General features: G+C 69.0%; 21 protein-coding genes and 1 pseudogene. 14 read left to right on the forward strand and 8 right to left on the reverse strand.

The window, feature by feature from the left end; translation table 11 throughout:
* A pseudogene (locus ACK4HH_RS03840) lies at positions 1-454 on the forward strand (hypothetical protein); the annotation flags it as partial.
* Between the two features lie 285 nt (positions 455-739).
* On the opposite strand, the gene ACK4HH_RS03845 reads toward ACK4HH_RS03840, so the two are convergent.
* The gene (locus ACK4HH_RS03845) at positions 740-1,387 is read right to left on the reverse strand and encodes a hypothetical protein (protein WP_409648449.1); all 648 of its coding nucleotides are present in this window, start codon (positions 1,385-1,387) and stop codon (positions 740-742) included.
* Between the two features lie 79 nt (positions 1,388-1,466).
* Between ACK4HH_RS03845 and ACK4HH_RS03850 the strand changes: the two genes are divergently transcribed.
* Positions 1,467-1,907: a fluoride efflux transporter FluC gene (locus tag ACK4HH_RS03850; RefSeq protein WP_409648451.1), complete on the forward strand. Its 441-nt coding sequence runs from the start codon at positions 1,467-1,469 to the stop codon at positions 1,905-1,907.
* A complete protein-coding gene (locus ACK4HH_RS03855) occupies positions 1,904-2,266 on the forward strand; it encodes a fluoride efflux transporter FluC (RefSeq protein ID WP_409648452.1) in 363 nt (120 codons plus the stop codon). Before ACK4HH_RS03850 ends, ACK4HH_RS03855 begins: the two co-directional genes overlap by 4 nt.
* Here ACK4HH_RS03855 and ACK4HH_RS03860 read toward each other — a convergent pair.
* Genes ACK4HH_RS03860 through ACK4HH_RS03870 form a run of 3 tightly spaced genes read right to left on the reverse strand, consistent with a single transcriptional unit; the run spans position 2,259 to position 10,381 of the window.
* Complete coding sequence (locus ACK4HH_RS03860) at positions 2,259-5,249, reverse strand: glycoside hydrolase family 2 TIM barrel-domain containing protein (protein WP_409648454.1); 2,991 nt, start codon at positions 5,247-5,249, stop codon at positions 2,259-2,261. The genes ACK4HH_RS03855 and ACK4HH_RS03860 overlap by 8 nt on opposite strands.
* Complete coding sequence (locus ACK4HH_RS03865; RefSeq protein ID WP_409648455.1) at positions 5,246-8,281, reverse strand: alpha-mannosidase; 3,036 nt, start codon at positions 8,279-8,281, stop codon at positions 5,246-5,248. Before ACK4HH_RS03865 ends, ACK4HH_RS03860 begins: the two co-directional genes overlap by 4 nt.
* Before the next feature lie 33 nt (positions 8,282-8,314).
* Positions 8,315-10,381 carry an alpha-galactosidase gene (locus ACK4HH_RS03870; protein ID WP_409648457.1) on the reverse strand — a complete coding sequence of 689 codons (2,067 nt, stop codon included), beginning with the start codon at positions 10,379-10,381 and terminating at the stop codon, positions 8,315-8,317.
* Positions 10,382-10,474: 93 nt separating this feature from the next.
* Here ACK4HH_RS03870 and ACK4HH_RS03875 point away from each other — a divergent pair, with 93 nt between their 5' ends.
* Both ACK4HH_RS03875 and ACK4HH_RS03880 read left to right on the forward strand, forming a co-directional pair.
* Positions 10,475-11,599, forward strand: coding sequence for a Gfo/Idh/MocA family protein (locus ACK4HH_RS03875; RefSeq protein ID WP_409648458.1), 1,125 nt, complete (start codon positions 10,475-10,477; stop codon positions 11,597-11,599).
* Positions 11,599-12,348 (forward strand): ThuA domain-containing protein, encoded by a 750-nt coding sequence (locus ACK4HH_RS03880; protein ID WP_409648460.1) that lies wholly within the window; start codon positions 11,599-11,601, stop codon positions 12,346-12,348. The genes ACK4HH_RS03875 and ACK4HH_RS03880 overlap by 1 nt, the downstream gene beginning before the upstream one ends.
* A 211-nt stretch (positions 12,349-12,559) precedes the next feature.
* Here the strand turns inward: ACK4HH_RS03880 and ACK4HH_RS03885 are convergent, their stop codons facing one another.
* Positions 12,560-12,928 carry a hypothetical protein gene (locus ACK4HH_RS03885; RefSeq protein WP_409648462.1) on the reverse strand — a complete coding sequence of 123 codons (369 nt, stop codon included), beginning with the start codon at positions 12,926-12,928 and terminating at the stop codon, positions 12,560-12,562.
* A gap of 371 nt (positions 12,929-13,299) precedes the next feature.
* Here ACK4HH_RS03885 and ACK4HH_RS03890 point away from each other — a divergent pair, with 371 nt between their 5' ends.
* From ACK4HH_RS03890 to ACK4HH_RS03910, 5 genes are all read left to right on the forward strand, one after another.
* A complete protein-coding gene (locus tag ACK4HH_RS03890) occupies positions 13,300-13,518 on the forward strand; it encodes a hypothetical protein (RefSeq protein WP_409648464.1) in 219 nt (72 codons plus the stop codon).
* A 140-nt stretch (positions 13,519-13,658) separates the two neighbouring features.
* Positions 13,659-13,976: a transposase gene (locus tag ACK4HH_RS03895; protein WP_409648466.1), complete on the forward strand. Its 318-nt coding sequence runs from the start codon at positions 13,659-13,661 to the stop codon at positions 13,974-13,976.
* 8 nt (positions 13,977-13,984) lie between these two features.
* On the forward strand, positions 13,985-14,842 hold the full coding sequence (locus ACK4HH_RS03900) for an IS3 family transposase (protein WP_409648669.1): 858 nt from the start codon (positions 13,985-13,987) through the stop codon (positions 14,840-14,842).
* Positions 14,843-15,212: 370 nt separating this feature from the next.
* Positions 15,213-15,440: an HNH endonuclease gene (locus tag ACK4HH_RS03905; RefSeq protein WP_409648468.1), complete on the forward strand. Its 228-nt coding sequence runs from the start codon at positions 15,213-15,215 to the stop codon at positions 15,438-15,440.
* Positions 15,441-15,451: 11 nt separating this feature from the next.
* Positions 15,452-15,970 (forward strand): DUF4265 domain-containing protein, encoded by a 519-nt coding sequence (locus ACK4HH_RS03910; RefSeq protein WP_409648469.1) that lies wholly within the window; start codon positions 15,452-15,454, stop codon positions 15,968-15,970.
* A 212-nt stretch (positions 15,971-16,182) separates the two neighbouring features.
* Here the strand turns inward: ACK4HH_RS03910 and ACK4HH_RS03915 are convergent, their stop codons facing one another.
* Genes ACK4HH_RS03915 through ACK4HH_RS03925 form a run of 3 tightly spaced genes read right to left on the reverse strand, consistent with a single transcriptional unit; the run spans position 16,183 to position 19,324 of the window.
* Positions 16,183-17,043 (reverse strand): carbohydrate ABC transporter permease, encoded by an 861-nt coding sequence (locus ACK4HH_RS03915; protein ID WP_255160491.1) that lies wholly within the window; start codon positions 17,041-17,043, stop codon positions 16,183-16,185.
* A gap of 2 nt (positions 17,044-17,045) precedes the next feature.
* Complete coding sequence (locus ACK4HH_RS03920) at positions 17,046-17,993, reverse strand: carbohydrate ABC transporter permease (RefSeq protein WP_409648472.1); 948 nt, start codon at positions 17,991-17,993, stop codon at positions 17,046-17,048.
* Positions 17,990-19,324, reverse strand: coding sequence for an ABC transporter substrate-binding protein (locus ACK4HH_RS03925; RefSeq protein ID WP_409648474.1), 1,335 nt, complete (start codon positions 19,322-19,324; stop codon positions 17,990-17,992). The genes ACK4HH_RS03920 and ACK4HH_RS03925 overlap by 4 nt, the downstream gene beginning before the upstream one ends.
* A gap of 445 nt (positions 19,325-19,769) precedes the next feature.
* Between ACK4HH_RS03925 and ACK4HH_RS03930 the strand changes: the two genes are divergently transcribed.
* From ACK4HH_RS03930 to ACK4HH_RS03945, 4 genes are read left to right on the forward strand one after another with little or no spacing between them, the layout of a single operon-like run.
* A complete protein-coding gene (locus ACK4HH_RS03930; RefSeq protein ID WP_409648476.1) occupies positions 19,770-20,969 on the forward strand; it encodes a mandelate racemase/muconate lactonizing enzyme family protein in 1,200 nt (399 codons plus the stop codon).
* An 18-nt stretch (positions 20,970-20,987) separates the two neighbouring features.
* The gene (locus tag ACK4HH_RS03935) at positions 20,988-21,755 is read left to right on the forward strand and encodes a FadR/GntR family transcriptional regulator (RefSeq protein ID WP_409648478.1); all 768 of its coding nucleotides are present in this window, start codon (positions 20,988-20,990) and stop codon (positions 21,753-21,755) included.
* Positions 21,756-21,773: 18 nt separating this feature from the next.
* Entirely contained in the window at positions 21,774-22,703 is a 930-nt protein-coding gene (locus ACK4HH_RS03940) for a hypothetical protein (RefSeq protein WP_409648480.1), read from the forward strand.
* Positions 22,700-23,437, forward strand: a complete 738-nt coding sequence (locus tag ACK4HH_RS03945) for an SDR family NAD(P)-dependent oxidoreductase (RefSeq protein ID WP_409648482.1) — start codon at positions 22,700-22,702, stop codon at positions 23,435-23,437. Before ACK4HH_RS03940 ends, ACK4HH_RS03945 begins: the two co-directional genes overlap by 4 nt.

The raw sequence follows: 23,437 nt of genomic DNA on the forward strand, positions 1-23,437 counted from the left end.
GGTTTGGGTGGGGAGCGTGCCAGTTGTGGTGGTGCTGTCGGTGTGGGAGGCCTTGTCGAGAGAGGCGGCCGGGCTCGCGGCGGCGGATGCGCGGAGTGCAGGGTCGTCTGCGGGCGCGGCGGGTGCAGCAGCCGGTGCGGCTGCCGGTGCGGCGGATGCGGCTGCCCATGCGGCGGCGAGCGCCGCGGGTGCCGCGGCGTCGCAGGCGGCGGATGCTGCGGCGCAGGCGGTGCGCGACGCGACGACCTCGCTGCACTCGACGATCTCGGAGTCGCGCTCCGACAGCCGGGCGCAGCTGCAGCGGGCCGAGGTGCTGCTGGCCGAGTTCCGGCAAGACCTGCGCACCGAGCTGCGGGGTGCGGCCGCGCGCGGGGCCGATCTACGGGCGACGGTCGACGAGCTCGAGGCGCGACTCTCGCGCCTGCGCGCCGACATCGGCTCGCAGCTGGGCTGAGCGGCTGGCGCGGCGAGTGCGCGCTCGTGCCGCTGACACACGCGCCATCCGGTCTCGCGCCGAGCCATGCCCCGATGCGTGTGCTGTAGAGCAGTGCCCCTGGAATCCTTCAACGGATTCGGAAGTTAACGAATCACATTCATGAATTTCCGAATCCGTTGAAGGAGCCCGGCGCTGGTCGCCCCTGCCCCGATGGTGGTTCCCGCGTCGCAACGGGTGGTCCCCGCGATACGCGCGCGGCGCACGACTAGGGCAAACGGCACGCCGCTGCGAGGCGGACGCTGCTCAGTCGGCCCAGCGCAGCGGCAGGTAGAGGTCTTGCACGCGGTCGCCCGCGGCGGTGTGATCGTTGCGCGTGTAGAGGCCGCACTGATCGACCGCGCAGTCGACGACACCGTCGGTGACGGGCGGCAGCTCGATGTAGGCGGTGAACGCGCCCGCGGGGGTGTCGTCGAAGCTGCGGGCGCCGAAGAGGCGCCAGGCGAAGGCTTCGTTGATCCAGTTCGACGGCGCCCACTGCACGACGCCTTCTTCGAACTGCTCGACCTCTTGCGAGCCGACGCCGCCGAGGCACGGGCCGGGCTTGCCGTCGATCTCGTCGGGAACCTTGCAGACCGCGACGTAGAGCCCACGGTCGCCGTCGTATCCGGCGCCCGTCACGACGAGGCGGTCACCCGCGGTCACCGTCGAGAGGTCGGGCGCGGTGCCGTCTTCGGTCGCCACCGAGAGAGTGCGCGTGCGCTCGTCGTCGCCCGTGGCGGTGACCTCGGTCGGATACTCGCCGGCGGGCACGCGCGCCTGACCCGATGAGCCCTGCGGCGCGTGCAGCACGATCGGCAGCGCGATCGCGGCGATCACGCCGAGCAGCACCACGACGATGGCGGCGACGATCCAGGGCCAGCGTCGACGGCGGGCAGAGGGGGCGTCGGTCACCTGCTCAGTGTACGGAGCGCGGCTCGGTGGCGCCCCAGCCGTTGGTCCCGTTCCGCGGCACGGCGCTAGGCTCGCGCTCGTGACGGTCGAGGCGCGCAGCAGGGTGGGCGCGTCGCCGCGCGACCTGCTCGCCGTGTTCGTCGGCGGGCTCATCGGCACCGCGCTGCGGGCGTCGCTCGATCTCGTGATCGTGCACGACCTCGACGAGTTCGCCCTCAGCACGCTGCTCGTCAACGTCGTCGGAGCCTTCGTGCTCGGCCTGCTCGTCGCGGCCCTCTGGCCGCGCGTGCCGGGGTGGGTGCGCGTGGGGCTCGGCCCGGGGATTCTGGGGTCGTTCACGACCTTCTCGGCGCTCGCCGTCTCGGTCGTCGCGCTCACGCAGAACGGCGAGATCGTCGGCGCGGCGCTGTCGATCGTGCTGAGCATCGGGTTCGGGATGCTCGCCGCAGGGGCGGGCCTCGCCCTCGGTGCCCGGCTGGCCCCCGGGCAGACTCCCGAATATAAGGAGTCGGAAGAGTGACCCCGCTCGTGCTGCTGGCCGTCGCCGTGGGCGGAGCCCTCGGCGCCGTCGCGCGTCAGCTCACGTCGGTGAGCCTCGCGGGCCGCGGCCGCATTCCGTGGGGCGTGCTCGTGGCCAACGTCGTTGGGTCGTTCCTCGCCGGGCTCGCGCTCGGGCTGCCCCTCGACCCGGCCTGGCAACTCATCATTCTGAGCGGATTCTGCGGCGGCTTCACGACCTTCAGCACCCTGTCGGTCGAGACCGTGCAGCTCGTGCTCGCGGGCAAGCACCGCGCGGCCGCCGCGAGCGTCGCGCTCAACCTCACGCTCGGCATCCCCGCCGCGCTCGCCGGCCTCGGGCTCGCGACCCTGCTCAGCTGACGCGGAACTCCAGCTCGCCCACAACGTGCTGCGCGGGCAGCTGGTACGTCGGCAGCACGCCGGGGCCGCAGGCGCCGGTGCCGGCTCCGCTCTGGGCGAGGTCGAGCACGATGTGCGTGCGGCCGTCGGGCTCAAGCAGGTGGTCGTGCGTCGCCGCAGCGAGCGTCTCGGTCGACCAGGGCCGCACCGTGAGCGCGACGCCCTCGGGCGACGCGATCTCGAGCGCAGCATCCGGTGCCGACGACGCCGAGCCCGGCAGCGCGACCCGCGCCCAACGCACATCGGCGCGCGCCCCCGACTCCTGCGGGCGCACCGTGCGCTCTTGCAGCTCATCGAGCGAGCGCGAGAACCAGCCCCAGTGCGCCGCCTGCCCCGTGTCGGGGTAGGCCGGGCCCGGACCACGCCCGAACCACTGCACGCCCGCGGCCGTGCCGGGCAGCGCGAACGAGACGCCCACGCGCGCCCAGTCGACGGCCGCGCCCACAGGGGAATCCGGCGTCACGTCGAGCGCGAGGTGCACTGCGCCCTCGCGCACCGTCCACGTCCAGCGGGCGGTGACGCCGACATCCGTCGCCGCGGCGCCGATGCGCGTCACGACCTCGACGCGGTCAGACGAGCGCGTCAGTGACACCAGGCGCGAGACGAGCCGGTCGAGCCCGAGGGCCGCCCAGCGCTCGGCGTTAGGGCGCGTGTCGGGCTGATCCCAGCCGATGCCGAAGTCGTTATCGATCGGCGCGCGCCACAGTTCGAGCCGCCAGTCCTCCACAGCCTGCTCGCCGAACGCGGTGACCGCACCCGTCGCGGTGTCGAGCACCAGATCGTCCAGCGACAGGATGCCCGCCGCCGGCACCGCGGCCGGCCGCACCTGCTCGGCCCCCACCGTCACGACCTGCGCCCGCGCGACCACCCAGCCGCCCATGCCGGGCACCGCCGAGTCGGACTCGCTCGCCTCGACCGTCACGACTAGCCCCGGCGTGCGAACGTGCTCGAGCAGCGGCGGCGGCAACGGAATCTCGGCGCTCCCGCGCGGCGGCACCGGCTGGTGGGCGAAGACCCCGGCGCGACCCTGCGTCACGCCGTCCTCGTCGAGCCCATCCGCGTCGACCGACGACTGCGCCGAGGCAACCCGCCAGCTGAGCTGGTACCGCGCGGTGTCGGTGTGGTCGAGGCGGCTGTGCACGTGCAGAACTCCGGCCTCCGCATCCACCGACATCACCAGAGGAGCGAAGACGGCCGCGAGGTCGGCGAGCTGCGCGCGCGGCGTGCGGTCGGCGGCGACGAGGCCGTCGATGACGAAGTTGCCGTCGTGCACGGGCTCGCCGAAGTCGCCGCCGTAGAAGGTGCCCGTGCGCCCATCAGGCAGCGGGCGGTGGATGCCGTGCTCGAGCCACTCCCACACGAACCCGCCGATCAGGCGCGGGTGGCCGTCGAACAGCTGCTGGTACTCGGTCATGCCGCCCGGCCCGGTGCCCATCGCGTGCACGTACTCACACAGCACGAACGGCATCGCGCGACGCCGCGCATCGAGGGCAGGGTCGTCGAGCGGCGGCTCTTCGTGCCAGCCGATCGCCGCCACCTGGTCGTGCGGCGCGTACATGCGGCTCCACACGTCGACGTCGCGGCACTCCTGGTCGCCCTCGTAGTGCAGGGGTCGCGTGGCGTCGCGGCCGCGCATCTCGTCGGCCATCGCGGCGAGGTTGCGGCCCGTGCCAGCTTCGTTGCCGAGCGACCACATGATGATGCTCGGGTGGTTCTTGTCGCGCTCGACCATGCGGGCGGCGCGATCGCGCAGCGCGGCCTCCCACGCCGGATCGTCGGTGGGGTTGCCGCGCCATCCGACGTCGCCGAAACCGTGCGTCTCAAAGTCGCACTCGTCGATGACCCAGAAGCCGAGCTCGTCGGCCAGGTCGAGCATGTCGGGGTGCGGAGGGTAGTGCGAGGTGCGGATGGCGTTGACATTCGCGCGCTTCATGAGCAGCAGGTCGAGCTCGAGCGTCTCGCGCGGCACCGCCCGGCCGAAGTCGGGGTGGTGCTCGTGCCGGTTCACCCCGCGCAGCTGGATGGGCGCGCCGTTGACCGTGAACTCCCCCTCCACGATGGCGATCGTGCGGAAGCCGATGCGGGTCGTCACGACCTCGTGCGGCGAGGCGACCCGCAGCGTGTACAGCTGGGGGCTCTCGGCCGACCACGGCTGAGCATCCACAACCGCCACTTCGACGCCGGGCGCGACCGACACCCCCAGTTCGACGATCTCGACCGTGAGCGGGGTATCGGATGCGGTGCGCACGTCGACCCGCAGGCTCGCGCCGTTCTGCCCCCACGCCGCCACCGCGTGCACGTCGTCGATCGCGAGCGCAGGCCGCTCGCGCAGGGTCACCGAGCGGATGATGCCGGGGTTCCACCACTCGTCCTGGTCTTCGAGGTACGAGGCGGCGCTGAAGGTGTGCACGCGCACGACGAGCACGTTCGAGGCCGCGAGCAGGTCGCCCACCTCGAACACGGTCGGCAGGCGGCTGCCGCGCGTCGAGCCGACGAAGATGCCGTTGAGCCACACGTCGCCCGCGCCCTCGACGCCCTCGAAGCGCAGGTGCGCGCGCGCCGGAACCTGCTCGAGCGCGAACCGCAGGCGGTGGTCGCCCACGGGGTTCGCATCGGGCGGGAAGGGCGGGTCGACCGGGAACGGGTACTTGACGTTCGTGTAGGCCGGGGCGCCGTGCGGGCCGCCGACGGTGGCGTCGTGCGCGGGCATGGTGTAGCTCGAGGGCACCGCGATGGTTCCCCACGCGCTGTCGTCGAAGTCGGGACGCTCGATGCCCGCCTCGGCCGCCCCCGCGCTCGGCGCCCACCGAAACCGCCACTGCCCGTCGAGGCGCAGCACGCGCGCGTCGGTGTCGAGGGTGCAGACGGGCGCGAGCGCCCCCGGCGCCGGGCGCGGGTCGTCGAGCGGGTGCGGCCCGGCAGGGCGGGGAACGACGACGCTCATCGCGCGCTCACCCCGCGGAACCGCACGGTGCGCAGCTGGAACGCCCGGAAGGGCAGCTCGATACTGGCCCCCGTGCCGGCCGGCTCGCCGTCGAGGGTGCGCTCGAGCAGGTCGGTGCACTCGATCGTCACAGCCGTGCCGTCGAGCGTCAGCGTGGTGTGCGCCCGCCCGCCGCGCGACTCGTAGAGCCGCACGACGAGGTCGCCCGAGCCGTCTTCGGCGAGCTTGACGGTCTCGACGACGACGGCCGGGTCGCTGCTCGTCACGATGGGCGCGATGGGCGCGGCGGCCCGCACGGCCCGCAGCGGGGTCGCGAGGTCGTAGCCGAGCGCGACGGCGTCGCCGATCGTGGCGCCCGGCGCGATGCGGAACCGCATGAGGTGCTCGCCCTGATCGCTCTCGGGGTCGGGGAAGAGCGGGGCCCGCAGCAGCGAGAACCGCACGGTCGTCGTCGTGCCGCCGTCGGCGCGCGTGTCGCGCCCGACGTCGTAGCCGTAGGTCGAGTCGTTGGCGATGGCCACGCCGTAGCCGGGCTCGCCGAGGTGCACGAAGCGGTGCTGGCAGGCTTCGAACCGCGCGGCGTCCCAACTGGTGTTGGTGTGGGTCGGGCGGTACAGGTGCCCGAACTGCGTCTCGGCCGCGATGCGATCGGCGTGCACGTCGAGCGGCACGGCGAGCTTGAGTATCTTCTCTCGCTCGCGCCAGTCGATGCGGTTCTCGATCTCGAGCGCGCTCTCGCCCGCGCGCAGGGTGAGGCGCTGCTCGATGAGCGAGTCGCCGACGCGGCGCACCGTGATGACGGTGGCGGTGTCGCCGACCGTGCGTACGTGCCGCTCGTCGACCTCGAGCAGCTCGGTCACGGTGCGCTGGTAGTGCTGGTCGAGATCCCACGCGTCCCACAGGTTCGGCAGGTCGCGGTGCAGGCGCAGCACGTTGGCGGGCTGCCCGGCCGGGATCGCCTCGCGCCCGTCGGCGTGAGCGATGAGCGAGGTGACGTGGCCCCGGGCATCCACCACCGCGCGAATGATGCCGTTGTCGAGAACGGTCGCGCCGTCGGCGCCCTCCGTCGCGGTGACCGCCGGATGCGATGCCACGAGCGTCGCCGCCCCCAGCGCCGGCACGCCCTCGCGCGCGAACGGTGAGGCGTTGACGAGCAGGTCGTGCTCGCCGCCCTGCCCGGCGAGCGCCGCGATCGCGTCGGCGATGATGCCCTCAAGCGTCTCGGTCACGGCCGCGTGGCGTTGCTCGGCCTCGCGGTGCACCCAGGCGATCGAGCTGCCGGGCAAGATGTCGTGAAACTGCAGCAGCAGCACGGTCTGCCAGGCGCGCGCGAGGGCCTCGCGCGGGTAGGCGAAACCCGTGCGCAGCGCCGCCGTCGCCGCCCACAGCTCGGCCTGCCGCAGCAGCGACTCGTTGCGACGGTTGCCCTGCTTCGTGCGCAGCTGCGAGGTGAAGACGCCGCGGTGCAGCTCGAGGTACATCTCGCCGCTCCACACGGGCGCCTGCGGGTACTCGGCCTCGGCGGCCTCGAAGAAGTCGCGCGATGAGCCCATGGTGACGCGCGGCGAGCCCTCGAGGTCGGCCGTGCGGTGCGCGGCGGCGATCATCTCGCGGGTCGGCCCGCCGCCGCCGTCGCCCCAGCCGAAGGGAACGAGCGAGATGGTCGCGCGCCCCTTCTCTGAGAAGTTGCGCTCGGCGTGCGCGAGCTCCTTGCCCGACAGCTCGCTGATGTAGGTGTCGACGGGCGGAAAGTGCGTGAAGACGCGCGTGCCGTCGATGCCCTCCCACCAGAAGGTGTGGTGGGGCATGCGGTTGATCTGGTTCCACGAGATCTTCTGCGTCAAGAACCAGCGCGAGCCGGCCGCGGCCACGATCTGCGGCAGGGCGCCCGAATAGCCGAACGAGTCGGGCATCCAGGCCTCTTCGCACTCGACGCCGAATTCGTCGATGAAGAACTGCTTGCCGGCGATGAACTGCCGCGCCATCGCCTCGCCGCCGGGCATGTTGGTGTCGCTCTCGACCCACATGCCGCCGACGGGCACGAATTGGCCGGCCGCGACCTTCTCCTTCATGCGGGCGAACACGCGGGGGTGGTGCTCCTTCATCCACAGGTACTGCTGCGCGCTCGAGCACGAGAACACGAAGTCGGGGTGCTCGTCCATGAGGTCCATGACGTTCGTGAACGTGCGCGCGCACTTGCGCACGGTCTCGCGCAGGGGCCACAGCCACGCCGAGTCGATGTGCGCGTGGCCGGTGGCGAGCACGCGGTGCGCGCTCGCGTGGGCGGGCTTCGCGAGCACGCCCGCGATCGCATCGCGGCCGACCTGCGCCGTCTGCGGGATGCCCTCCGGATCGAGCACGTCGAGCATGTCTTCGAGCGCACGCAGTATCTCGTGGCGGCGTGACGAGCCCTCGGGCAGCTCGGCCATGAGGCCGCGCAGGGTCCACACGTCGGCGAGCAGGTGCCACACGGTCTCGTCGCGCAGGGCCACCTCGAGCTGCTTGAGCTCGTAGAGCGGCTCGTCGGGCGCGGTCTCCCACAGGCCGTACGGCGTGGGGTCGAAGGTGTACTCGCCCGCGACGTCGGGGTTCGCGGCCGCCTCGATGAGCACATCGATGTGGCGCTCGCCGGGCGCGACCGGCAGCCACGAGTTGAGGGGAGCGATCGACTTGATGAGCGAGCCGTCGGGCCGGTAAGCGAGGCCCTCGGCCTGAAACCCTGAGCGCGAGCGGTTGTAGCCGAAGTCGACGAGCACTTCGATGCGCGTGCCCGCGGGCGGCTGCGGCAGCCACTCGGCGGGCACCTCGCCCGTGACGCGCAACCATACGGTCGACCACGCGCGGCCCCAGCGCCAGCCGAGCGGCACGGGCTCGAAAGTCTGCTCGACCGCGGTCTCGAAGGGCACGGGCTCGCGATCCACCGGCCACGCGGTCGCGGCGAGCGGGCGAGCATCCCGATACAGCGCGGGCGTCAGGTGATCGCGCACGAAGCGATCGAGGCGGGCCTCGACGAGCGAGTGGTCGTTGTGCATGGCGAGCTTTCGGTCGGGGTGGGGGCGGGCGGGCTACGGCTCGGGGGTGATGATGAGCAACCACGAGGTGAGGTCGTACTCGCCGAGCGGCACGATGCCCACCTCGAGCAGTTCGACGCCCGTGGTGCGGCGCACGTCGCCGTCGGCGAGGTCGGTCACCGTGTACGTTCTGTTGGGTTCGAGCCCGCGAGGCCACAGCGGTCGGGGCCGCGAGCCTCCGTCGAGCACGAAGGCGGCCACGAGCACGCGGCCGTCGGGGTGGCTGATCTGGATGCTCGGGGCACGCTCGCCGTACCCGCCGCGCTCGGGGCTCTCGCTCAGGGGCAGCAGCACGCCCTCGCGCACGAAGGGCTCGAGCTCGCGTTGGAAGAGGTCGACGTGCACGCGCAGGCGCTCGAGCAGGTCGGGCCGCAGTTCGGGCAGGCGCAGGCTCACGCCGAACCGGTGCAGCATGGCCGCGCGCAGCGTGGTGTCGAAGTCGTCGGCGCTGAGGATCTGCCAGTCGAGCCACGAGGGCGGGTAGTCGCCCCGCCACTGCGACCACGACCAGTGCAGAATGCCGATGGGCGGCAGCAGGTGGCGCACGCCCCACAGCACCTGCAGGTGGTGCTCGGTGTAGTCGGGGTCGCTCAAGAAGAAGCCGTGCACGTGGCGCGCGAGCCCGAGGTCGATGCGCAGCCCGCCCGACGAGCACGATTCGAGCATGATCTCGGGGTGCCGGGCGCGCACCTCGTCGAGCACGGCGTAGAGGCCTTCGTAGTGCCGCAGCAGGCCATCGCCCGCGCCGTGGCCGTGGTCGGTGCGCGTGCAGCCGGCGTCGGGGTCGATGTTGAAGTCGAGCTTGATCCAGCGCGCGCCCGTGGTGGTGATGAGCGTGCTCATCGACTCGAGCACGTGGGCGCGGCCCGCGGGCGAACCCATGCAGACGTAGCCCAAGAAGGTGGGGTCGTCGGGGTCGAGCGATTCGGTCTGCACGCGGTACGAGGGGTCGGCGCGCCGGCCCTCGACCGAGTGCGCCATGGCTTCGGGGTGGGCGGCGCGCAGCTTCGAGTTCGCGCCCACGGCCTCGGCTTCGATCCACATGCCCGGCAGCACGCCGGCGTCGCGGATGCTCTGCCCAAGGGCCTCGAGCCCCGAGGGGAACCGCGCGGTGTTGACGCTCGACCAGTCGCCGCGCTGCTCTTGCCAGTAGCTCGTGGGGTCGGCGGCACCGAACCACCCGGCGTCGACGGTGGCCACCTCGATGCCGAGCAGCTGCGCGATGCGCGCGTTGTCGACGATGACGTGCTCGTCGACCTCCTGGTCTTCGTAGGGCCACCAGTGGTTCCACTCGACGGGCAGCGCGTCGGTGAAGGGCGTGCGCGGCAGCCAGTCGGCGGTGACCGCGCGCTGCAGGGCGAGGCTCGCCGTATCGAGCGACGGGGCCACCGTCAGCACGACGCTCGGGGCGGTCACCGACTCTCCCGGCGCCAGGTCGACCCAGAACTGCCAGGGCGAGATGCCCGCGGTGACGAACCCGCCGGCCATGGCGTGAATGTGCCAGTTGCCGCTGTAGGCGGGGGCGATGGTCAGGGCCGCGGGCGGTTCGCCGTCGCCGGGCCCGCGGCGCACGCCGGGGGCGACGTAGCCGCCGCGCTCGAGGCCGAGCCACGGAATCTTGCCGTGCGAGCTGCGCCCCGACCGGCTCTCGAGCACGAGGTGGTGGCCGGCGTGGCCGCGCAGCGGGCGAAACTCGTCGCCCCACGCGCTGTGGAATCCGTGCGTGCGCCAGTCGGCGCCGACGTCGAGCGAGAGCGGGTCCATGCGCGTGATGGTCACCGGATGCTCGCCGTCGTTGCGCAGCGTCAGCGCGAGTTCCCACACGGGCTGGTCGGCCACACGGCGCGCGCTCCACGCGGCGTGCAGGGTCGTGCCCGCGAGCGTGCCGTCGATCGTCACGAGGTCAGCAGAGTTCGAGACGCTCGGCTCGGCCCAGCGGTCGACCGGTTGCCGGTCGACCTCGACGAGCACGGGCGAGGTATCGCTCAGAATGGTGTCGGCGAGGGCGACATCGAGCCGCCCGCCATCGTCGGGGCGGGCGCGCAACATTGCGTCGTTCATTCTCGGTTCCTCACCTGTAGGCTTTACATCATACCTAAAGGGCGCCTGCTCGCGGCACCCCGCAGCCGTTCCTCTCACCGAAAGAAACCGCCCGTGGCATCCTCCCCCTCTGCCGGCCCGGCATCCCGTTCTTCCTCCCCAGGCACCCCCTTGCGCGTCGGCGTGGTCGGCCTCGGCATGGGCTCGGTGCACGTCGAGGCCTACGCGGCGATGCCCGACGTCGAGGTCATCGCGCTCGCGGGCAAAGAGGTCGACCGCCTCGCCGAGCTCGGCGCCGAGTACGCGGTGCCGCACCTGCTGGCCGACTGGGCCGACCTCGTGGCGCTGCCCGACCTCGACATCGTCAGCATCGCCACCCCCAACGCCCTGCACCACCCCATCACGATGGCCGCGCTCGCCGCGGGCAAGCATGTGTTCTGTGAGAAGCCGCTGGCCCTCGACACCGCGCAGGCGCGCGAGATGGTCGCGGCCGCGGTCGAGCACGACCGCGTGCTCGAGGTGGCCTTCAACCACCGGCGCCGCGCCGACATCCAGTACGCCAAGCGCTACCTCGACGAGGTCGGCATCGGCCGCATCTACCACGCACGCGCGTCGTGGAAGCGGCGGGCGGGCATCCCGGGCCTGCGCTCGTGGTTCACAAGCAAGCGCATGGCGGGCGGCGGCGCGCTCATCGACCTCGGGCCGCACGTGCTCGACTCGCTGCTCTTCCTGCTCGGCGAGCGCAAGGTCGTCGCCGTGAGCGCGGTCGCGCACGGCGAGCTCGGCCGAGCGGGCTACGGCGCCATGGATCGCAGCGAGCAGATGGCCTCCGACACCGGCGCCTTCGAGGTCGAAGACCTGGCGAGCGCGCTGTTCCGCTTCGACGACGGCTCGAGCGCCGCCTTCGAGATCACGTGGGCCGGGCACACGGTCGACGACGAAGACATCTCGATCGAGCTGCTCGGCGTCGACGGCGGGCTGCGCGTCTTCGTGCCGCGCTACGCGAGCGACGACACCCTGCGCATCTTCCGCGATGTGGCGGGCCGCCCCGTCGACATCGCGCCCGACGTGCACGTGCCGGGCGGCGAGCATCCCCTCGTCATCGCCGAGTTCATCGAGCACGTGCGGTCGGGGCAGTGGCAGCACCACCGCGGCGACTTCGCCCTGCACCGCACCGAAGTGCTCGACGCCTGCTACCGCTCGGCCGCCGAAGGCCGCGAGATTCGACTGGAGCCCTGATGACTGCTGCACCGCTGCGGGTGACCGTGTGGAACGAGAACCGGCACGAGAACTACCCCGACTCGCTCACCGCCCAGCTGTATCCGACGGGGATGCACGGCGCGATCGCCGCGGGGCTCACCTCGTTGCTCGGCGCCGAGGTCGAGGTGCGCACCGCGACGCTCGACGAGCCCGAGCACGGCCTGCCCGCGTCGGTGGTGGATTCGACCGATGTGCTGCTGTGGTGGGGCCACGAGGCGCACCCCGAGGTGCGCGACGAGGTCGTCGACCGCGTCTACGACGCCGTCCTCGGCGGCATGGGCATCATCGTGCTGCACTCGGGCCACTACTCGAAGATCTTCAAGAAGCTCATGGGCACCAGCTGCTCGCTGCGCTGGCGCAACGACGGCGACCGCGAGGTGGTGTGGACGGTCGACCCGACCCACCCCATCGCGCAGGGCGTGCCCGACCCCCTCGTCATCGAGGCGCAAGAGATGTACGGCGAGTTCTTCGACATCCCCACCCCCGACGAGCTCATCTTCATCTCGTCGTTCTCGGGCGGCGAAGTCTTTCGCTCCGGCGCCACCTGGACTCGCGGCCACGGGCGGGTCTTCTACTTCTCGCCGGGCGACCAGGAGTACCCGGTGTACCACGACCCGAGCATCCACCGCGTGCTCGCCAACGGCGTGCAGTGGGCCGCCCCCACGCGGCGTGGCCCCGCCCTCGACGCGACCTTCCACCCGCGCGGCTGGTTCGACGCGGAGCACTAGTGGCACGGGAGTCGGTCGCGGTCTCGACAGCTTGCGCCAGGCCCCCAAAGGCGGCGCTAGAACCAGGCCAACTGGCTGCGTCCTTGCCTAGCAACCCTGCATAGGTTGATTTACTCAACCCGGGACCGCCTACTCGGGCGACAACAGAGCCCCAGCAGGAGTTCGCCCCCGCCGTCAACCACAAACCGTTGCCAACCGCCACAAAGCGGGGCTACCTTTCGTCTCGCCGATCCTCGCAAGGCGCAGTTTCTGGATTATTTCCGTCGTCGGAGTACCAGATTCCTTCTTCAATTCTAGACGTCTGCCATTCGCCGACGATGTTGATCAAGCGGCCATCCTCCGCGACACCGTCAACGATCAATTTCACATCCCAGTTGCCCACCACCAGCGAGCTCGGCTCAATGACGTTTTGCATTCCCTCCGGCGCTTCACCGAATATCACTTCGGCGGCAGGCTCAAGGTTGGATCTGCCCTCTGCAACCCAGGCATCCTCCCAAAGAGTCACGTCGCGCGACCCGACGGGGATCCGTTGAACGGTAAGTGCCTCAGCCTCAATCGGCTCACACGTGATGAAGATCACGCTCGAGCCCTCAACCTTCATGTACACCTGGTCGACGGGCACGCATGCAACCAACAGTGTTAGGCAGGTTGCCCCAAGGACAATCCCAGTCCCTGCACTTCGCCCCGCGACTCGCCTATGCAATTTCCCTCACTTTTTAACAGTTGTGCGGTGCCCTTGTGTAGCCACCATCCGCTAGACCGGCATCGATCTCAGCCCAGTGGTCACAAGGAGCCCAAGGTCCGCCGCCAATGTAGGCAATTAAGAATACGTCGGCACCGAGAACCGCCCACTGAGTTGCGTGGCGATCCTCATGAATCAGGACTGACGGGGAAGTTATGCGATTGCTGACGAACACGTTCCCATATTGAGTACCACCCCCGAAGTACCCAATGTTTTCCGAGGTGACGCACGTTGTAATGCCACGACTGTTCGTCGCCTCACAGGATCCGCCGACAAATTCAACCATCGCCATTGCAACAGCACTGACCGGTGCGTTCCGCACCGCCCTGATCGCATTCCAAGTTTTCGATGCGGCAGTCAATCTCTTCAAGACAACGGCAGTCGTGACTTTGTTGGCACGAGCGATCTCTTGGATCGCGCAGGCATGACTCCTGTGACCGCACCGATACGCACCACCGCTGCCATCATGAGCGGCGCGGGCGCGCTTCCCGCTGAGGTCGAGCTTGTTGATCGGGTCCCGACCTGCCCTGGGTTTCTCGGACACCTAACATCGGGATGAGCCCGAGGAATGGAGTCCGTGATGGCCAGGAAGGACGCGTATCCGCGTGAGTTCAAGGAGCGTGCGGTTGCCTTGTATCGCTCCAGCGGTAGGTCGATGGAGAGCATCGCGAAAGAGCTCGGGATCTCGGCCACGTCACTGACGAACTGGAACCGGCAAGCAGCGATCGATGCTGGCGAGATGCCCGGCATCGCCACCGATGACCGCGCCGAGGTGGTGCGACTGCGTCGAGACGTTCGACGGTTGGAGTTGGAGAACGAGATCCTGAAGAAAGCGGCAGCGTATTTCGCGAAGGAGAACGTCCTCCCAAAAGGACTTACCGACTGATCGCGCAACTGCATCAGCAGGATCCCTCCCGATACCGGATCCGCGTGCTCTGTCGGGTGTTGAAAGTCTCCCCATCCGGGTTCTATGACTGGGCGAAGCGAGCTCCGTCGCCTCGAGCAGTTTCTGACCGTGAACTGCTGGCCACGATCGAAGACATTCACGTGATGGCTCGAGGAACCTACGGAGCTCGTCGTGTTCACGCTGAGCTCACTCTGGGGCGAAGCATCACGGTCGGTCGGTGCCGTGTGGAGCGATTGATGCGTCAGGCAGGGTTGCAGGGCGTGCATCGGCGTCGTTTCCGCCATGGCGGGCACCGCCAGCCAGCCGTGTTCGATGATCACGTGCAACGCGTCTTCGTTGCCGATCAGCCTGACCGGCTCTGGGTGACCGACATCACCCAACATCGCACGGCCGAAGGGTGGGTCTATTGCGCGGCCGTGATCGACGTATTCTCCCGCCGCTGCGTGGGCTGGTCGATCGCGGACCATCTGCGCACCGAGCTGATCGTGGATGCGTTGGATATGGCCAGGTGGCGACGCAAACCCGTCGGCACGATCGTGCACTCTGATCGTGGCGCTCAGTTCACCTCGTGGCTGTTTGGCTCTCGCCTTCGCCAAGCCGGGCTCATGGGGTCGATGGGGAAAGTTGCCTCGGCGTATGACAACGCGTTGATGGAGTCGTTCTTCGGCTCGATGCAGATCGAGCTACTGGACCGCCGCCATTGGGTCAGCCGTGCCGAGCTGGGGCAGGCGATCTTTGAGTGGATCGAGGGTTTCTATAACCCGACCAGGAGGCATTCTGCCTTGGGGTATCGCAGCCCGATCGAGTTCGAGAGCCTTCACAAGCAACTCGAGAAGGCGGCATGATCAAGTACTAGAAAACTGTCCGAGAAACCCAGGGCAGGTCAGGTTCCTGAGTGTGGATCCGGTCGAGGGTGGGGTGGATAACTCGTATGTGTATCCGACGGACCCGATCAACAAACTCGACCTCACCGGCGAATGCCAGTCGTTCCCGCGGCCGCGCGCTAACACTTGCAGCGCCGGCAGAGGAGGAAGTGTTTCTGGCTACTCTGCTCCGAGTTGGTTGCGCGCCGAGTATGGGCGATCGGCATCCGCTTCGTACGCCCGATACTCGGGGCAGGCCTCTTCAAGCACCCGGCAAAGCGCGAGTGCACCATCGATTTCGGCCGGCGCCTCCGGTGGCTCGACCGCTGGCCAGCGATTCAGTAGGCCAACCATGCGGGAGATCAAGAAGGTGAACCCATCCACTTGCGTCTACTGCCGAATGGAAACAACCAATCCGCATGTCGACCATCGGATCCCTCGTGTACTCGGAGGCAATGCAACTCCGCAGAACGCGGTGATTGCATGTTCATGGTGCAATCTCTCTAAAGGGCCGCGACCGTATCCAGTAAACCCGCCACCGGGCTACGTTGGACCGTGGCCTCCTGACCATTGGGACTAGGGAACGTGAGTATGTCGGAGGACGTCGTTGAGACCTGGTTTCAGCACGATCAACCAGTGTGGAATCATCTGGCAGACTTCGTGATCGCCTCTGCGCTGCCGCACGAAGACGACGCGGTGTCCTTCGAGCAGTTGCGAGTTCGAAAGCTTGACGAGTCGGTCTTCGAGAACTGTGTTGTTCCCTTCCTGTGCTACGACTTAGCTCTAGGTGACATCGTTAGCACGCATTCCGACCCTAGATTTCCGCGTCTTGGCTCCTTCATGCTGCATGACATAGTTCAGCCGAGCGGACGCGGTGTCGCCCGCATTTGGTTTTCCGACGACAGCAGCGAGCCGCGCGTAGCGCACGAACGCAAGTCGGAGCTGACGGCGATGCTTCAAGAAACGGGCTTCCTGTTTGAGTGGTGGGGCCATCGACTCGTTGCCGTTGATCTGTCGGATCACGCCAGAATGCTTCAGCTTCGAGGGATGGTCGGCTCATTTGAAAGTCGCTGGCTCCTAGAAATTGAAGTGTCGAAGGCTCCCGGCTGACTTTTCTTGGACTCCGGCGCCAACGAGACCTTCCAGCTCTCACGCGAGGGCATGGCAGATCTCGCGCGATCAACATATTGGTGGACGATTCGACCGCGGATCCTTGGAATCCAAACTTCCGGGTTGTCTCTGAAGTTTCGCACGTGGTGCTGAACATGCGGACTCGCGAGGCTGGGCGCTCGGGCAGCCCAGCCCCGCGAGGTCTGTGATGCCTAGCGGCTGACGCCGACCTGCAGGCCCTGCATGATGTACTTCGACGCGAAGGCGAGCAGGATCAGCGGCACGGAGGCCGTGATGAAGAGGCCCGCCGACACGAGCGGCTGGTCGGTCAGGAAGCGTTCGCCGATGCTCGCGAGCTGCGGGGTGAGCAGTCGCATCGACTCTTCGGGAATCAGGATGACCGCGAAGATCAGCTCGTTCCACGCGCCCAAGAACTGCAGCACCGCGAGGGTGGCGAGACCGCTCGAGCCCATGGGCCGAACGATCGACCACATGATGCGGAAGAAGCCGGCGCCGTCGATGCGCGCCGCCTCGATGACCTCGTCGGGAATGCCGCGGAACGACAGCGTCAAGAAGAACGTGGCGAACGGCAGCCCGGTGGCCACGTAGACGAGGATCAGGCCCGTGTAGGTGCCGACCAGGTCGAGGCGCGCGAGCATGAGATAGATCGGGATGATCAGCACGGGCCCGGGCAGCAGCATGACCGACACGAACGTGGCCGTGATGTACTTCTGCCCCGGCACCGGCAGCTTCGCCAGTGCGTACCCCGCGAGCGAGGCGAGCACGAGGATGACGCTCACCGACACCGTGCCGACGAACAGGCTGTTCAAGAACGCTTGCCCGATGCCATAGGTGTTGGCCAGGTTGAGGTAGTTCTCGAACGTCCACACCCCTGGCAACCCGAAGGGGTCTTGCAGGTAGTCGCTGTTGGGGCGGAACGACGTGATGATCACGAAGTACAGCGGGTACACGATCGTGGCCGCCACGAGCAGCAGCGCGATGAAGATGGGCCACTGCGTGCGGCCCGACGAGATGCGCTTGCTGATGACGACGTCGTCTTCGGTGGTGGCCATGATCAGTCCTCCTCTCCGAGCTTGAACACCCGGTTCTGCACGAGGGTGAGGATGCCGATGAAGAGGAACAGGATGACCGCGAGCGCCGCACCCGAACCGAGATTCGTGCTCGAGAAGGCGCGCAGGTACACCAGGTAGTCGATCGTCGTGGTGTCGAAGCCCGGGCCACCCGCCGTCATCACGTAGATGAAGCCGAAGAGCGACGAGAACGTGTAGATCACGTTGATGATGAACACGAAGCCCAGCACGCGGCGGATGTTCGGCAGCGTGATGTACCAGAGCCGCTTCCACCAGCCGGCACCGTCGATCGCGGCCGCCTCGAAGACGGCCGGGTTGATGGCGGTGAGCCCCGCGAGCAGCAGCAGCGACTGGTAGCCGAAGCCGGCCCACACGAGCGCCAGGATGATGATGGCGATGGCCGTCGTGCCGTTGGTGAAGAACTGGATGGGTTCGACACCGAAGAGCGCGAGGGCCTGGTTGACGCCGCCGTAGTAGCCGAAGGCGTTGCGGAACATGATGCCGATGACGGCGACCGAGAGCACGTTCGGCAGGAAGAAGATGACGCGGAAGTACTTCCAGCCGCGCACCCGCTCGAACAGCAGCACCGAGACGATGAGCGCCACGAAGATGACGAGCGGCACCGAGATGAGGAACTTCAGGTTGTTGAGGAACACCTGGTGCACGATCGGGTCGTTCAGCAGCGCGATGTAGTTGTCGAACCAGCGCCACTCGAAGCGCAGACCGTTGGTCTTCGTGAACGAGATGAAGAGGGCGAACGCGACGGGGAAGGCCATGAAGCCGACCACGACGAGCAAGGCCGGAAGAACCGCGAGGAGACCGACGATGCGGTCACGCCGGCGGATTCCTCCGGGCTTGCGGGGCGAGAGGGCCCCGCCCGTGGGCGCCGCCGAAGCGGCGCCCACGCGCGAGGTGAGAGCAGCCGAGGTCACTGGTTCGCGATCTCGGATTCGTAGGAGGCCTTGAGCTGCGCGACCGCGTCCTCCGGCGTGATGCTGCCGGTGAAGACACCGGCGTTCACGCGGTAGAACAGGTCGATCGTGGCCTGCGGCATCACGCTGTCGAAGGCGAAGGTGACGCCGTCGGTCGCGAGCGCGAGCTGCTCGAACTGCTGACGCAGCAGCGGGCTCTCGATCTTCGACGGGTCGCCGTCGACGTGGTTCGAGCCCTGCGTCTGGTACAGCTCGACGAACACGTCCTGGTTCTCGGCCTGGGCCAGGAACGTCAGGAACGCCGCGGCGAGCTCCTTGTTCTCGCTGTACTCGGTGATCGACAGCGCGATCTCCGGGCCGCCGGCACCCATGGCCGGGTAGTCCGAGCCCTCGAGCGTCGGGATGAAGAACGAGCTCACGCCGTCGGCGCCGAAGGCGTCGAGCATGTTGTTGTTCTCCCAGCTACCGACGAGGTAGTACGCGCTGCTGCCGTTGACGAAGCCCGCGGTCGACTCGCCGTTCGACACCTGGCCGGCGTCGGGGTTGGTGAGCCCGCTCGCGCCCCACTCGGCGAACGCCTCGTAGGCGCGCACCATGGCCGGGTCGTCGACGGGGATCTCGCCCGCATACATCTGCGTGAAGACCGTCTCACCGAGCTGACCGCCGACGAGCGCCGAGATCATCCAGGCACCGACGTAGCCCTCGAGGTTCGCGACCCAGAAGCCGTTCTTGTCGGTGTTGTCGACGACCTGCTGGCCGTTCGCGATCATCTCCTCCCACGTGGCGGGCGGGTTGGCCGGGTCGAGACCGGCCTCTTCGAGCACCGCGTGGTTCTGGAAGACGGTGAACAGGTTGCCGGCGCCGTAGGGCATGCCGAGCAGTCGCCCGTCGGGGCTGTAGCCCTCGCGGTTGACGTTGACGCCCGCGAGCTTGTCGAGAACATCCGCGTCGATCAGTTCGTCGAGGTCGGTGAAGAAGTCACCGAACGAGAGCGTCGGCCCGCCCGCGTACTGAATGCGGATGTCGGGGCCGTCGCCGGCGATCGACGCCGCCTGGAACTGCGCGGCCGCCGAGGTGATGTCGCCACCCTGCTGCACAACCTCGATGTTGGTGCCGGGGTTGGCCTCTTCGAACGCCACGGCCATCTTGTCGATGAACGAGTTCTCGAGGTCGGGGTCGCCGTTCTCGAGGGTGCGGCCGAGGATGCCGGTGTCCCACACCAGGAGGTCGCCGCCGAGCTCGGCAGCCGGCTCTTCAGCCGGCGCGCAGGCCGAGAGCCCTGCGATGAGGCTCGCCGTGAGGACGAGTGCCCCCACCTGTCGCTTGTTCATTGCTGTGTCCTTCCTATCGGAGCACCCGACCGGGTGGCCCCGGTCGGGTCGGGAATCGCGCGCGCAGCGTCGGCACGTCGCCGGGCCGTCGTCTGTGCGGCGAGCTTCGGGCGGGCTGGGTGGCCCGCCGAAGGGTGAGGAGCGTGCGGGCGGGCGGCGTGCAGGCGCGCGCGGCCGGCGGGTGCCAGGCGGCGGTTCAGCGTCTGCGACATCATCGTCCCGTTTCTTCGCACGATGGCCTGAGCCATGTTCGTGGAGTCATTACATCATACCTAGCCACGCACTTGGCAAGACCGGATACGGAATTGTTACCACCTTCACCGCACATTCTGGTTGTAACGTATGATCTAACGATGCATCGCACGGTGGCGAGCACGGCAGCACGCCGCAGCCGCCGCGCGAGGAGCATGCACCACGTATCCAGCGCGAAGGCGGCACACGGCACATGAACATCGATTCCGTCGACTTCTATTACGCGTCGATGCCCGAGGTCACCCTCGAGGCCGACGGAAGTCAAGACGCCCTGCTCGTGCGCGTCACGGCTGACGGGCACGAAGGCTGGGGCGAGTGCGAGGCCTCGCCGCTCACCTCGATCGCCGCGTTCGTCACGCCGCGTTCGCACGGCGTGTGCCAGCCCGTCGAAGCATCCGTCATCGGCGAGCGGCTCGACGGCCCCGACGACATCCACCGCATCGCCCGCCTTGTCGCGCGCAACAGCATGGACCTGTTGCAGGCCGGCCACACCTGGTCGGGCATCGAGATCGCGCTGTGGGATCTGCTCGGCAAGGTGCGCGACGAACCCGTCTGGCGACTGCTGGGGTACACCGAGAACCACGCGAAGCTTCCGTACGCATCCATGCTCATGGGCGACACCCCGCAGGAGACGCTCGATCGCGCGCGACTGGCCCGCAGCAACGGGTTTCGCGCCGTCAAGTTCGGCTGGGGCAGCTACGGCACCGGCACGGCCGCGGCCGACGCCGACCACGTAGCCGCAGCGCGCGAAGGCCTCGGCGACGACGCGCAGCTGCTCATCGACGCCGGCCAGATCTGGGGCGACGACGTCGACGCGGCGATCGCCCGGCTCGAGGCGCTCGAGAACGCGCACGCCACGTGGCTCGAAGAGCCCTTCGTGCCGCACGCCTACGTGGCGCACGCGGCGCTCGCGTCGCGCGCCCGCACGGTCGGCATCGCGGGCGGCGAAGGGGCGCACACCGTGCACATGGCCACGAACCTCATCGACTACGGCGGCGTGCGATTCATCCAGGTGGATGCGGCGCGCATCGGCGGCATCGGCCCCTCGAAAGCGGTGGCCGACCACGCGGTGCGGCACGGCACGACCTACGTCAACCACACCTTCACCTCGCACCTCGCCCTCTCGGCCTCGCTGCAGCCCTTCGCGGGGCTCGCCGACCACCGCATCTGCGAGTACCCCGTCGAGCCGAAGCCCGTGGCCCTCGCCATCTCGAGCAACCACATCCTTCCCGACGCCAACGGCGAGGTGCGAGCCCCCGACGCTCCCGGGCTCGGCATCGAGGTCGACCTCATCGGCCTGCTGCCCTACCTGCGGCACGTCGAGATCTCGATCGACCACGAGCCCGTGTACACGAGCCCCGAGGTGCCGAATAAGGTGAGTCACGTCGTCTAGCAGCAAGGAGGCCCGCGCATGGCAGAGATCGTCGGCGATGCCGAACGCGGTGCCGGCTATTCGATGCGCGGCCTCCAAGGCCGGGTCATCGACGGGGTCGGCCGACAGATCATCGGCGGCCAGTACGCGCCCGGCGACCTACTGCCCCGCGAAGCCGAGCTCACCGAGCAGTTCGGCGTCTCGCGCACCTCGGTGCGCGAGGGCATGCGGGTGCTCGCCGCGAAGGGCCTCGTCGACATTCGCCAGAAGATCGGCACGCGCGTGCGCCAGCCCGAGAACTGGAACGTCTTCGACAGCGACATCCTGCGCTGGCACAGCGAGGTCGGCCGCGGCGACGAGATCATGCGCAACCTCGTCGAGGTGCGGCAGATCATGGAGCCCGCCGCTGCTCGCCTCGCCGCGGGCCGCTCGTCGATGGACGACCTGCGTCGCATGGACGACGCCCTGCACGACATGGTCGCCAACGCCACCGACCGCGAGGGCTACGCGCACGCTGACGTCGAGTTTCACCTCGCTGTCTACGCCGCCTCGCACAACGTGCTGCTGCGGCAGTTCGGCAGCGTCGTCGCCGACTTCATGTACTCGTCGTTCACGGTGCAGCAGGCTACGGCGGCCGACGACGAGGTCTTCTCCGAAGACGCCGAGACCCACGCCGCCGTCTTTCACGCCATCAACGGCGGCAACGGCGAGAAAGCCGCCGAGGCCATGCTGCGCGTCGTGCTCGACGGCAAGAACGCGCTCATCAAGGCCCTCAGCGAGCAGCGCGATGGCGCTGGCGCTGCCTGAGCATTCGGGGGCTTTCGGATGACCGCGCAACCCGCGGTGCGCCTCGAGCGCGGCGGCATCAGCGCGACGGTGCTGCCCGACGAGGGCGGCGTGCTGCTCGACCTGCTCGTGCATGGGCGGCCCGTGCTCACCGCGACGCCGTGGGGCTCGGCCGTGCTGCCCGGGGCCCGGCCCGCGGCGGATGAGTCGACCTGGGTCGAGCGCTGGCGCGGCGGCTGGCAGCTGTGCTTTCCGACCGCGGGGCAGCCGAACCCGCTCGCCGCCGTGGTCGAAGGCTTTCACGGCACGGCCTCGCAAGCTCCCTGGCTCGAGGTCTCGCGCGCGCCCGACACGGTCGCTCTTGGGTGGGCCGACCGTGAGGGGCTGAGCGCCGAGCGCCTCTGGCGGCTCACCGACCACGGTGCCGCCGTCGCCACGCGCGTGCACAACGCGGGCGACACCACGCGCGTGCTCGTCGTGGCCGAACACCTCATCCTCGGCGGCGACGTGCTCGCCGCCCCCCTCACGCTCGACGTGCCCGCGGGTACCCAGCTGCGGCCGCTCGACTACGCCGGCCTGCCCGAGGGTGCGCCGCTGCCGTGGCCGGGCGACCCGGCCGATCGCTGGACGGTCGTCGACCGAGCGACCCCGGCCCGCGTCACCGGGCTCGCAGGCGTGCAGCCCCAGCGCATCGGGGCGCGCGGCCCGCACGTCGACGTGCACGTCGAGTGGCAGGGCGCCGCCCTGCCCCACGCGTTGCTGTGGGAAGAGCTCGGGGCCTCGCCCGAGCAGCCCTGGAACGGGCAGGTCATCGCGCTCGGCATCGAACCCACCTCGACCCCGCACGGCGCCAGCACCGCGCTCGACCTCGACCTGGTGCGACTGCCGCCCGGCGGCACGCTCGACTGGAGTGTGGCGCTGAGCGTGCGGTGGGCATCCACCCCCCTCGACGAATCGGAGGCATCATGACCGCCCCTCTTGGCGCACCGCTGCGCACGATCGTGACGGGCGCCGCGAACGGCATCGGCGCGGCGATCGCCGACCGCCTTCGCGCGCGCGGCGACCACGTGATCGGCCTCGACCGCGAAGACGGTCAGGATGTCGTGATCACCGACCTCGCCGACCCCGAGGCCCGCGCGCGCGGCGCTGCGATCGCGGCGGAACGGCTGGGCGGCGTCGACGTGCTCGTCACCGTGGCCGGCATCTTTCGCCAGGGCTCGATTCACGACAGCGGCTTCGACGACTGGCGGGCGGTGTGGGCCGTGAATCTGGATGCTCCGCTCGACCTCATGCGCATACTCACGCCCGACATGGTGGCCCAGGGGTTCGGCCGCATCGTCACGATCACGAGCGTGCACGCTCGGCAGGCGCAACCGGGATGCCTCGCCTACGACGTGTCGAAGGCGGGCCTCGAGGCGGCGACGCGCTCGGCCGCGCTCGACCTCGCCGCGCACGGCGTGCTCGCCAACACGGTCGCGCCGGGCTTCGTGCGCACGCGCATGAGCCTGCTGCCCGACGGCACCGACGAGACCGACACCGACGCATTCCGTCAGCAGTATGTGGCGAGCGGCAAGCTGCCGCTCGGTCGTGCGGCAATGCCCGCCGAGATCGCGCCCGTCGTCGACTTCCTCAGCTCGCGCGACAACTCGTACACGACCGGCCAGGTGGTGACCGTCGACGGCGGCCTCACCATGACGTTCTGA

Origin of the sequence: Microcella sp., from assembly GCF_046296455.1 — a bacterium.
Taxonomy (GTDB): Bacteria; Actinomycetota; Actinomycetes; order Actinomycetales; family Microbacteriaceae; genus Microcella.